The sequence below is a fragment of the Nonomuraea sp. NPDC005730 genome (assembly GCF_040630865.1).
Classification (GTDB): Bacteria; Actinomycetota; Actinomycetes; order Streptosporangiales; family Streptosporangiaceae; genus Nonomuraea.
On record NZ_JBEXYK010000118.1, the window covers coordinates 1 to 11,171 of the forward strand.

The window sequence follows — 11,171 nt, forward strand, 5'->3', positions numbered from 1 at the left end:
TCATTGACGCCGACCAGCCGTGAGGCTTCCTTGTTGCCATAGCCCTGAGCCATGAGCCGAAAGTATTCCTGCCGCTCAGCCCGGAGCTTCTTCGCCCCCTGCGCCTTGCGCACCTTGCGGATCTCGAAGTCCATCGCATCCCCTGGACTGGGGTGTTGCAACGAACCCTAGAACCCAAGCGAACCGGGACGGGGCCTGCTCGACCTGCCTACTTGGCGTTGGCCTTGAGGTAGTCGCTGTTCATCTGGGCGATCGTGTCCAACGGGATGCCCTTGGGGCACACCGCCGTGCACTCGCCGGTGTTCGTGCAGCCGCCGAAGCCCTCGGCGTCCATCTGGTCCACCATGGCCTTCGCGCGGGTCAGGCGCTCGGGCTGGCCCTGGGGCAGCAGGCTGAGGTGGGTGATCTTGGCGGCGGTGAACAGGGAGGCCGAGCCGTTCGGGCAGGCGGCCACGCAGGCGCCGCAGCCGATGCAGGTCGCGGCGTCGAACGCGGCGTCGGCGTCCTCCTTGCGCACCGGGACGCTGTGCGCGTCCGGGGCCGAGCCGGCCGGGACCGAGACGAAGCCGCCCGCCTGGATGATGCGGTCGAACGCGCTGCGGTCCACGACCAGGTCCTTGACCACCGGGAACGGCGCGGCGCGCCACGGCTCGATGGTGATCTCGGCGCCGTCCTCGAAGTGGCGCATGTGCAGCTGGCAGGTCGTCGTGGCGCGCTGCTCGCCGTGCGCCACGCCGTTGATGACCATGCCGCACATGCCGCAGATGCCCTCGCGGCAGTCGTGGTCGAAGGCGATCGGGTCGTCGCCCTCCACGATCAGCCGTTCGTTCAGCACGTCCAGCATCTCCAGGAACGACATGTCCGGGGACACGTCCTCCACCCGGTACGTCACCATGCGTCCGGCGTCCGAGGGGGCGCTCTGACGCCAGACCTTGAGGGTCAGGTTCACTTGTAGCTCCGCTGGGTCATCTTGACGTAGTCGTACTCGAGCGGTTCCTTGTGCAGCACCGTCTCGCCGGAGGGCGTGCGCTCCCAGGCCGAGACGTGCGCGAAGTGCTCGTCGTCACGCAGGGCCTCGCCGTCGGGGTCCTGCGACTCGGCGCGGAAGTGGCCGCCGCACGACTCGGTGCGGACGAGGGCGTCCAGGCACATGAGCTCGGCCAGGTCGAAGAAGTCGGCGACGCGGCCGGCCTTCTCCAGGACCTGGTTCAGCTCCTCGGCGGTGCCGGACACCTTGACGTTCTTCCAGAACTCCTCGCGCAGCTCGGGGATGCGCTCCAGGGCCTTGCGCAGCGACTCCTCGGTGCGCTCCATGCCGCAGTAGTCCCACATGAGCTTGCCCAGCTCGCGGTGGAAGGAGTCGGGGGTGCGGGTGCCGTTCACCGACATCAGGCGGTCGATCCTGGTCCTGACCTTGATCTCCGCCTCGGCCACGGCCTCCTCGTCGACCTCGCCGTACGGGCCGTTGGCCAGGTAGTCGCCGATCGTGGTCGGGAGCACGAAGTACCCGTCGGCCAGGCCCTGCATCAGCGCCGAGGCGCCGAGCCGGTTCGCGCCGTGGTCGGAGAAGTTGGCCTCGCCGATCACGAACAGGCCGGGGATCGTGGACTGCAGGTCGTAGTCCACCCACAGGCCGCCCATCGTGTAGTGGACGGCGGGGTAGATGCGCATCGGCACGTCGTACGGGTTCTCGCCGGTGATGCGCTCGTACATCTCGAAGAGGTTGCCGTACTTCTTCTCCACGGCGTCGCGGCCGAGCCGGCCGATGGCGTCGCGGAAGTCGAGGTAGACGCCGAGCCCGCCGGGGCCGACGCCGCGGCCCTCGTCGCAGACGTTCTTGGCCGCGCGGGAGGCGATGTCACGGGGGACGAGGTTGCCGAAGGCCGGGTAGATGCGCTCCAGGTAGTAGTCGCGCTCCTCCTCCGGGATGTCCCCGGGGGCCCGGTCGTCGTCCTTGAGCAGCGGCACCCACACGCGGCCGTCGTTGCGCAGCGACTCCGACATCAGCGTCAGCTTCGACTGGTACTCGCCGGAGACCGGGATGCAGGTCGGGTGGATCTGCGTGTAGCACGGGTTCGCGAAGTACGCCCCGCGCTCGTGCGCCCGCCAGATGGCCGTCGTGTTGCAGCCCTTGGCGTTCGTGGACAGGAAGAACACGTTGCCGTAACCGCCGGTGGCCAGCACCACGGCGTCGGCCAGGTGCCGCTCGATCTCGCCGGTCACCATGTCGCGCACGATGACGCCGCGCGCCCGGCCGTCGGAGACGATCAGGTCGAGCATCTCGTGGCGGGTGTGCATCTCCACGGTCCCGGCCGCGATCTGCCGCTCCAGCGCCTGGTAGGCGCCCAGCAGGAGCTGCTGACCCGTCTGGCCGCGGGCGTAGAAGGTACGGGAGACCTGGGCGCCGCCGAACGAGCGGGTGTCCAGCAGGCCGCCGTACTCGCGGGCGAACGGCACGCCCTGGGCCACGGCCTGGTCGATGATGTTCACCGACACCTGGGCCAGGCGGTAGACGTTCGACTCGCGGGCGCGGAAGTCGCCGCCCTTGACGGTGTCGTAGAAGAGCCGGTAGATCGAGTCGCCGTCGCCGCGGTAGTTCTTGGCGGCGTTGATGCCGCCCTGGGCGGCGATGGAGTGGGCGCGCCGGGGCGTGTCCTGGTAGCAGAAGGACTTGACGTTGTAGCCCAGCTCGCCCAGGGTCGCCGCGGCCGAGCCGCCCGCCAGTCCGGTGCCGACGACGATCACGTTGAGCTTGCGCTTGTTGGCCGGGTTGACCAGCTTGGCGCTGAACTTCCGCTTCTCCCACCGCTCCTCGATGGGACCGGCGGGCGCCTTGGTGTCCCGGATCTCCGAGCCTTCGGTGTACTTCACTTCACAACTCCGAACGTGATGGCGAGGGGCGGGGCCAGGAAGCCGATGACCAGGACCGCCGAGACCAGGGCGGCCGTCAGGCGCAGGCCGCGGTAGCGGCTGCGGTTGGCCCAGCCCAGCGTCTGGAACGCGCTCCAGATGCCGTGCCGCAGGTGCAGGCCGACCATGACGACGGCCACGAGGTAGATGAGGGTCACCCACCAGCGGGAGGCGTCGAAGCCGGCGACCATGCGGTCGGCGGGCTCGGAGTCGAAGCCCTTGGGGTTGACGACGCCGAAGGTCAGGTCGAGCAGGTGCCAGACCAGGAACAGCAGGATCGTCAGGCCGCCGAACCGCATGATGTGCGTGGCGTAGCCGTTGGCCTGCGACTTCTTGGCCACGTACTTGACCGGTCGGGCCTTGGCCGCCTTGCGCGCCAGCGAGATCGCGGCCCACATGTGCAGCACGACCGAGACGACGAGCCCGATCTCCAGGATCGTCAGCACCGTCCGGTACGGCGCGATGGGCTCGAGAAGCGTGCGCAGCGCGACGGCGTACTCGTTGAACGAGTCCTTGCCGAGGAAGATCTTGAGGTTGCCCAGCATGTGCAGGACGAGGAAGGACACCATCACGGCGCCCGTGACGGCCATGACGACTTTCTTGCCGTTCGACGAGCTCAGGAACCGGCTCGGCTTCTTGGACGTCGGTGCGGGCGAGGCACCCTTGGGGGCGTTAACAGGCGCGGTGGCGGCGCCGCGCTCTATCGTGGCAGTCACGTTTGAACGCTAGGTATCCAGCAATGATCCGTCCAAGTCATCGCGGATCTGGTTTCCATAGCTTCCGGCTATGATGCTTGGTTTATACGGTCGGCATAAGGAAAAATGCTCGGCCGGTGCGAGGAAAATCACATGCAGTTGCAGCAGCTCGCCTACTTCGTCGCGGTCGCGGAGACCAGGCACTTCACCCAGGCGGCCGAGCGCATGCGGGTCGCCCAGCCCTCGCTCAGCAAGCAGATCAAGGCCCTGGAGAACGACCTCGGCGCCCCGCTGTTCTCCCGCGCGCGCGGCAACGTCACGCTGACGGCCGCGGGCGAGGCGCTGCTGCCGCTGGCCCGCCGGATGCTGGCCGACGCCGACACCGCCCGGCAGGAGGTGGCCGAGCTGGCGGGGCTGCGCCGGGGCCGGGTGCGGCTGGGGGCCACGCCGTCGTTGTGCGCGGGCCTGCTGGCCGACGCGCTGGCGCGCTTCCACCGGGCGTACCCGGGGGTGGAGCTGCTGGTGGAGGAGGGCGGCTCGCGTGACCTGGTCAGGGCGCTGGCCAGGGGGCAGCTCGACCTGTCGCTGATCATCATGCCGCTGCAGAGCGACGACCCGTCGCTGGTGACCGAGGAGATCCTGCGGGAGAACCTGGTCGTGGTCGCGCCCTCCCACGAGCGGGCGCGGGGGCCGTACCTGCGGATCGAGGACCTGCGCGGCCGGCAGATGGTGATGTTCAGGCGCGGTTACGACCTGCGCGAGGCCACCCTCGCCGCCTGCCGCCAGGCCGGGTTCGAGCCCAGGTTCTCGGTGCAGGGCGGCGAGATGGACGCGGTGCTGCGGTTCGTGGAGGCGGGGCTCGGCGTGGCCGTGGTGCCGTCGATGGTGCTCGACGGGCGGCCGGGGCTGTCCGGCACGCCGCTGGCCCCGCCGGGCCTGAGCCGGACGATCGCCCTGGCCCACCGCAAGGACGTCGAGCCCACCAGGGCCGCGCAGGCGTTCCGGGAGACCCTGCTCGCCTTCGTGGTCGAGGCCGGCCAGGAGGGCACGCTTCCGCAAGGGGTCGAACTCATCGCAGAATGAGCAGCAACAGCCCGACTCCCCCGGGAAGGCGTGTGTGTGACGGCAAACCTCAACGAGCCGCTGACACTGCTCCTCATAGAGGACGACGACGGCGACGCCTTCCTCGTCGAAGAGCTGCTCAACCAGGCCGAGGCGCCACCGACGATCTTCTGGGCGCGCAGCCTCCAGGAGGCCAAGACCAAGCTCGACCCGACGATCCAGTGCGTTCTCGTCGACCTCACCCTGCCCGACGCCAGCAGGCTGGAAGCGCTGGAGGAGGTGCTGGCGCTGGCGCCGCACGCGGCCGTGCTGGTCCTCACCGGGCTCAGGGACGTGCACGTCGGCGTTGCCGCCGTGCAGGCGGGCGCCCAGGACTACCTGGTCAAGCAGGACATCGACGCCCGCCTGCTGGCCAGGTCGATCAGGTACGCCATGGAGCGCAAGCGCGCCGACCTGGCCCAGCTCAGACTGTTCGAGGCCGAGCTGACCGCGAAGGAGAACGCCCGCCTGGAGAGCGGCCTGCTGCCCGTGCCCCTGCTGCGCACCGAGTCGATCGCGCACCAGATCCGCTACCTGCCGGGCAACCAGGGAACCCTGCTGGGCGGCGACTTCCTCGACATGGTCCAGACCCCCGACGGCGCGGTGCACGTCGTGGTGGGCGACGTCTGCGGCCACGGGCCCGACGAGGCCGCGCTCGGCGTGGCGCTGCGCATCGCCTGGCGCACGCTGGTGCTGGCCGGGCAGACCGACGACACGCTGCTGCGCACGATGGACGCCCTCCTGCGCGCCGAGCGCAAGGCGCCCGAGATCTTCACCACGCTCTGCATGGCCACGTTCACGCCCGACCTGCGCCAGGCCCGGATGCGCGTGGTCGGGCACCCGCCGCCGGTGCTGGTCCGCGACGGCGTGCCCGCGGTGGTGGACGGCACGCCCTCGGGGCCGCCGCTCGGCATCTTCCCCGACGCCGAGTGGACGGTCATCGACGTGCCCCTGGGCGAGGAGTGGTCGATGATGCTCTACACCGACGGCCTGATCGAGGCGGCCGTCGGCGAGCAGAAGGAGCTGCTCGGCGTCGAGGGCCTGGTCGGGCTGGTGCGCGAGCACGGCGTGATCGACCTCGACCGGCTGATCAGGCACGCCGGCACGCTCAGCGACGATCTCGCGGTGGTCCTGGTGTCGAGGAGGAAGGCATGAGCATCCATCCGCTGCCGCCGCCGAAGCTGCCGACCGGGCTCGGCAGGCTGCCGGTGGCCCGCTGGTTCCTGGCCATCGGCGTGCTGGCGGGGTTCGCGTTCGCGGCCGGCGTGGTGGTCACCATGTCGATGATCGCGCACGCGCGGGCCCTGGGGCCGAGGCCCGAGGTGGCCGCCCAGCTCGACCGGCTCAACGTGGCGCTGATCGTGCTGTTCGGGGTGCTGCTGGCGGGCGGGGCGGGGCTGGCGTTCGTCGTCAGGTACGCCGTGCTCAAGCCCATCGACCAGCTCACCGAGCAGGTCCGCACGGTCGCCGCCGGCGACTTCGACCACCGGCTCGGCGTCGACCGGCCGGCCGAGCTGAGCGAGCTGTCCAGCCATGTCGACTCCATGCGCCGCCGCATCGTCTCGGCCTGGCGCGGGGCCGCCGACCAGGCCGACGAGCTGCGCCGGTCCAACGGCGAGCTGGAGCAGTTCGCCTACGTCGCCAGCCACGACCTGCAGGAGCCGCTGCGCAAGGTCGCCAGCTTCACCCAGATGCTGGAGCAGCGGTACGGCCCGCAGCTCGACGACCGCGCCCGGCAGTACATCCACTACGCGGTCGACGGGGCCAAGCGCATGCAGCTCCTGATCAACGACCTGCTCGACTTCTCCCGGGTGGGCCGGGTGAGCGGCGAACGGGTGCCGACCGACTCCGGCGAGGCCCTGGACCGGGCCCTGGAGAACCTGTCGGCCACGATCGAGGACACCGGCGCCACCGTCACCCGCGACGACCTGCCCGTGGTCGAGGGCAACCGGCTGCAGCTCACCCAGCTCTTCCAGAACCTCGTCGAGAACGCGGTCAAGTTCCGCTCCGAGGCCCCGCCGCGCGTACGCCTGACGGCCGAGCGGAAGGGCGACATGTGGGAGTTCGGCTGCTCCGACAACGGCATCGGCGTCGACCCCAAGTACGCCGACCGCATCTTCCTGATCTTCCAGCGGCTCCACCCCCGGGACGTGTACCCCGGCACCGGCATCGGCCTGGCGCTCTGCCGGAAGATCGTCGAGTACCACGGCGGGCAACTCTGGCTCGACGCCGCACCGGACGGCCAGGGCACGACGTTCCGCTGGACGCTGCCGGCGGCGGGAGGCGACGCATGACGGACTGGCGCCCGATCGACGTGCTCCTCGTGGAGGACGACCAGGGGGACATCCTGCTCACCAGGGAGGCGTTCGACCTCAACAAGGTGCGCAACCGGCTCAACGTGGTCAACGACGGCGAGCAGGCGATGGCGTACCTGCGGCGGGAGGGCGTCTACGCCGGCGCGCCCCGGCCCGACCTGATCCTGCTCGACCTCAACCTGCCCCGGATGAACGGCCTGGAGGTGCTGAGCGAGGTCAAGGCCGACGCCACGCTGCGGACGATCCCGGTGGTGATCCTGACGACCTCGGAGGCGGAGGAGGACATCCTGCACAGCTACCGGCTGCACGCCAACGCCTATGTCGCGAAGCCGGTGGATTTTGAGCAATTTATCCGTGTTGTCCGGCAAATAGATGATTTTTTCGTGACCGTAGTGAAGCTGCCGGCGGCCGGGCCGCGGCCCTGACGCGTATACGTGACAGGAATCACAGCGGGTCATCGAAAAAGTGAGTGACCCCGCTCACAAAATCGTATGCGGTCGTCGTAACGTATCCCCCACCAATGCGCGCCCAGAGCGGTACCGCACCCGCCGTACGCGCGCCCAGCGAAACGAACCCGGACCCCCCTGTGTGCAGGGTCCGCGGGAGGTGGAGAGGTCCGCGATGACCCAGACGACGCCCGAAGCCCCGGTCAGAAGGCAACGTGCCCAGGTGAAGGTGCGCACGCTGCGCACCGACAGGTGGTGGCTGGTCCCGCTGCTGACGTTCCTCGGGCTCAGCTCGTTCCTCATCTACGGCGTGTGGGCGATCATCGACGGCAGTTATTTCGTCGATCCGTACATCGCCCCGTTCGCCTCGCCCTGTCTGACCACGGCGTGCCCCGAGGGCGCGCGGCTGTTCGGGTGGGCGCCGATCGGAGACTGGTTCACCCTGCCGCCGGGGCTGCTCATCCTCGGCCTGCCGGGCGGGTTCCGGCTCACGTGTTACTACTACCGCAAGTCGTACTACCGGTCGTTCTGGCTGTCGCCGGCCGCGTGCGCCGTCCAGGAGCCGCACGGCAAGTACACCGGCGAGACCCGGTTCCCGCTGATCCTGCAGAACATCCACCGGTACTTCTTCTACGCGGCCATCGTGATCGGCCTCGTCCTGGCCTACGACGCCGTCCTGGCGCTGGTGCACAAGCCGCAGGGCCTCGGCACCTGGATCCTGGTCGTCAACGCCGTGCTGATCAACACGTACACGCTGTCGTGCCACTCCTGCAGGCACATCACCGCGGGCAGGCTCAACCACTTCTCCCGTCACCCGCTGCGCTACAAGGCCTGGACGTTCGTCTCCAAGCTCAACGCCAAGCACCAGCAGCTCGCCTGGGCCTCGATGTTCTCGGTCATGATCGCCGACTTCTACGTCCGCATGGTCGCCAAGGGCGTCATCGCCTTCCCGTTCGCATAAAGGACTTCTTCCAGTGGAAATCGAGCGTCACGAATACGACGTCGTCGTCATCGGTGCGGGCGGCGCCGGGCTGCGGGCCGCCATCGAGGCCCGTCAGCAGGGCAAGCGCACGGCGATCGTCTGCAAGTCGCTGTTCGGCAAGGCCCACACCGTCATGGCCGAGGGCGGCGCGGCCGCCGCGATGGGGAACGTCAACTCCGACGACAACTGGATGGTGCACTTCCGTGACACCATGCGGGGCGGCAAGTTCCTCAACAACTGGCGCATGGCCGAGCTGCACGCCAAGGAGGCCCCCGACCGCGTCTGGGAGCTGGAGGCCTGGGGCGCGCTGTTCGACCGCACCAAGGACGGCAAGATCAGCCAGCGGAACTTCGGCGGTCACGAGTACCCGCGGCTCGCACACGTGGGCGACCGTACCGGCCTGGAGCTGATCCGCACCCTCCAGCAGCGGGTCGTCGCGCTGCAGCAGGAGGACTTCGAGACGCACGGCGACCACGAGGCCTACATCAAGGTCTTCGCCGAGTGCACGGTCACCCGCCTGCTGAAGGACGGCGATCGCATCTCCGGCGCGTTCGGCTACTGGCGCGAGACCGGCAACTTCCTGCTCTTCGACGCCCCCGCCGTGGTCCTGGCCACCGGCGGCATCGGCAAGTCGTACGTCGTCACCTCCAACTCCTGGGAGTACACCGGCGACGGCCACGCCCTGGCCCTGCTCGCCGGCGCCAACCTGATCAACATGGAGTTCATCCAGTTCCACCCCACCGGGATGGTCTGGCCGCCGTCCGTGCGCGGCATCCTCGTCACCGAGTCCGTCCGGGGCGACGGCGGCGTGCTGCGCAACTCCGAGGGCAAGCGCTTCATGTTCGACTACATCCCCGAGGTGTTCAAGGACAAGTACGCCACCACCGAGGAGGAGGGCGACCGCTGGTACACCGACCAGGCCAACAACCGGCGCCCCCCGGAGCTGCTGCCGCGTGACGAGGTGGCCCGCGCGATCAACTCCGAGGTGAAGGCCGGCCGCGGATCCCCCCAGGGCGGCGTCTTCCTCGACGTCTCCACCCGCCTGCCGGCCGAGGAGATCAAGAAGCGGCTGCCGTCGATGCACCACCAGTTCAAGGAGCTGGCCGACGTCGACATCACCGCCGAGCCCATGCAGGTGGGCCCGACCTGCCACTACATCATGGGCGGCGTCGAGGTCGACGCCGACACCGGCGCGGCGGCCGTGCCCGGTCTGTTCGCGGCGGGCGAGGTGTCCGGCGGCATGCACGGGTCCAACCGGCTGGGCGGCAACTCGCTGTCCGACCTGCTGGTGTTCGGGCGGCGCGCGGGCGCGGGCGCGGCGGCCTACGTCGACGGCCTCAAGGCCCGTCCCAAGGTCGTCCAGGAGCTCGTGGACGCGGCCCGCGAGGAGGCCCTGGCGCCCCTCCAGCGCGACGGCGAGAACCCGTACGAGGTGCACCACGAGCTCCAGCGGACGATGAACGAGCTGGTCGGCATCATCCGCAAGGCCGAGGAGGTCTCCGAGGCCATGGAGGTCGTGGAGAAGCTCAAGGAGCGCGTGCGCCAGGTCGGCGCGGCCGGCTCGCGGATCTACAACCCCGGCTGGCACCTGGCCATCGACCTGCGCAACATGGTCCTGGTCTCCGAGTGCGTGGCCCGCGCCGCCCTCCTGCGCGAGGAGAGCCGCGGCGGCCACACCCGCGACGACTTCCCCGGGATGAACCCGGAATGGCGCCGCAAGCTGCTCGTCTGCTCCACCGGGGACGGCAACGACGTCCAGGTCGTGGAGAAGGTCCAGCCGTCCATGCGCGGCGACCTGATCACCCTGTTCGACCGGGACGAGCTGAAGAAGTACCTCACCGACGAAGAGATGGCCGAGTTCGACGGGATTGCCAAATGAGTTACAAGGCGAAGTTCAAGGTCTGGCGTGGTGAGGGCGGCGAGGGCAAGCTCGAGGACTTCACCGTCGAGGTGAACGAGGGCGAGGTCGTCCTCGACATCATCCACAGGCTGCAGGCGACGCAGGCCCCCGACCTGGCGGTGCGCTGGAACTGCAAGGCCGGCAAGTGCGGCTCGTGCAGCATGGAGATCAACGGCAAGCCGCGCCTGGGCTGCATGACCCGGATGTCCACCTTCTCCGAGGACGAGACCATCACGGTCACCCCGATGCGGACCTTCCCCGTCATCAAAGACCTGGTCACCGACGTGTCCTTCAACTACCAGAAGGCCCGCGAGATCCCCTCGTTCACCCCGCCGGCGGGCGTACGGCCCGGCGAGTACCGCATGCAGCAGGTCGACGTCGAGCGCTCGCAGGAGTTCCGCAAGTGCATCGAGTGCTTCATGTGCAACAACGTCTGCCACGTGATCCGCGACCACGAGGAGAACAAGCCGGCCTTCGCCGGTCCGCGCTTCCTCATGCGGATCGCCGAGCTGGACATGCACCCGTACGACGTGGCCGACCGGCAGGAGTCCGCCCAGGAGGAGCACGGGCTCGGCTACTGCAACATCACCAAGTGCTGCACCGAGGTCTGCCCCGAGCACATCAAGATCACTGACAACGCGCTGATCCCGATGAAGGAGCGCGTGGCCGACCGCAAGTACGACCCGCTGGTCTGGCTGGGCAACAAGATCTTCAAGCGCGCCAAGTAGGCGGCACAGCGGAAGCGGGGGCCGGATCCGTCCGGCCCCCCCCTACCCGTTACGCTACATTGGGCCCCCCCCCGTCTTACGGTGGTTGGGGTGC

10 protein-coding genes are annotated in these 11,171 nt (G+C 69.1%); 7 read left to right on the plus strand and 3 right to left on the minus strand.

The window, feature by feature from the left end; genetic code table 11:
- Nucleotides 1-208: 208 nt before the first annotated feature.
- The 3 genes from ABZ444_RS50750 to ABZ444_RS50760 are packed head-to-tail and all read right to left on the minus strand — an operon-like array spanning nt 209 to nt 3,626.
- Nucleotides 209-949 carry a succinate dehydrogenase/fumarate reductase iron-sulfur subunit gene (locus ABZ444_RS50750; protein ID WP_357974469.1) on the minus strand — a complete coding sequence of 247 codons (741 nt, stop codon included), beginning with the start codon at nt 947-949 and terminating at the stop codon, nt 209-211.
- Nucleotides 946-2,871 carry a fumarate reductase/succinate dehydrogenase flavoprotein subunit gene (locus ABZ444_RS50755; protein ID WP_357974473.1) on the minus strand — a complete coding sequence of 642 codons (1,926 nt, stop codon included), beginning with the start codon at nt 2,869-2,871 and terminating at the stop codon, nt 946-948. The genes ABZ444_RS50750 and ABZ444_RS50755 overlap by 4 nt, the downstream gene beginning before the upstream one ends.
- On the minus strand, nt 2,868-3,626 hold the full coding sequence (locus ABZ444_RS50760) for a succinate dehydrogenase cytochrome b subunit (protein ID WP_357974476.1): 759 nt from the start codon (nt 3,624-3,626) through the stop codon (nt 2,868-2,870). The genes ABZ444_RS50755 and ABZ444_RS50760 overlap by 4 nt, the downstream gene beginning before the upstream one ends.
- Nucleotides 3,627-3,758: 132 nt before the next feature.
- Between ABZ444_RS50760 and ABZ444_RS50765 the strand changes: the two genes are divergently transcribed.
- From ABZ444_RS50765 to ABZ444_RS50795, 7 genes are all read left to right on the plus strand, one after another.
- Nucleotides 3,759-4,688, plus strand: coding sequence for a LysR substrate-binding domain-containing protein (locus ABZ444_RS50765; RefSeq protein WP_352324155.1), 930 nt, complete (start codon nt 3,759-3,761; stop codon nt 4,686-4,688).
- Nucleotides 4,689-4,724: 36 nt separating this feature from the next.
- On the plus strand, nt 4,725-5,861 hold the full coding sequence (locus ABZ444_RS50770; RefSeq protein WP_358012482.1) for a fused response regulator/phosphatase: 1,137 nt from the start codon (nt 4,725-4,727) through the stop codon (nt 5,859-5,861).
- On the plus strand, nt 5,858-7,000 hold the full coding sequence (locus tag ABZ444_RS50775; RefSeq protein WP_358012485.1) for an ATP-binding protein: 1,143 nt from the start codon (nt 5,858-5,860) through the stop codon (nt 6,998-7,000). The genes ABZ444_RS50770 and ABZ444_RS50775 overlap by 4 nt, the downstream gene beginning before the upstream one ends.
- Nucleotides 6,997-7,446, plus strand: a complete 450-nt coding sequence (locus tag ABZ444_RS50780; RefSeq protein WP_358012488.1) for a response regulator — start codon at nt 6,997-6,999, stop codon at nt 7,444-7,446. The genes ABZ444_RS50775 and ABZ444_RS50780 overlap by 4 nt, the downstream gene beginning before the upstream one ends.
- Nucleotides 7,447-7,642: 196 nt before the next feature.
- Nucleotides 7,643-8,428: a hypothetical protein gene (locus tag ABZ444_RS50785; protein WP_358012491.1), complete on the plus strand. Its 786-nt coding sequence runs from the start codon at nt 7,643-7,645 to the stop codon at nt 8,426-8,428.
- Nucleotides 8,429-8,441: 13 nt separating this feature from the next.
- Nucleotides 8,442-10,328: a fumarate reductase/succinate dehydrogenase flavoprotein subunit gene (locus ABZ444_RS50790; RefSeq protein ID WP_358012494.1), complete on the plus strand. Its 1,887-nt coding sequence runs from the start codon at nt 8,442-8,444 to the stop codon at nt 10,326-10,328.
- Nucleotides 10,325-11,077, plus strand: a complete 753-nt coding sequence (locus ABZ444_RS50795) for a succinate dehydrogenase/fumarate reductase iron-sulfur subunit (protein ID WP_352324162.1) — start codon at nt 10,325-10,327, stop codon at nt 11,075-11,077. Before ABZ444_RS50790 ends, ABZ444_RS50795 begins: the two co-directional genes overlap by 4 nt.
- The last annotated feature ends 94 nt before the right edge of the window (nt 11,078-11,171 follow it).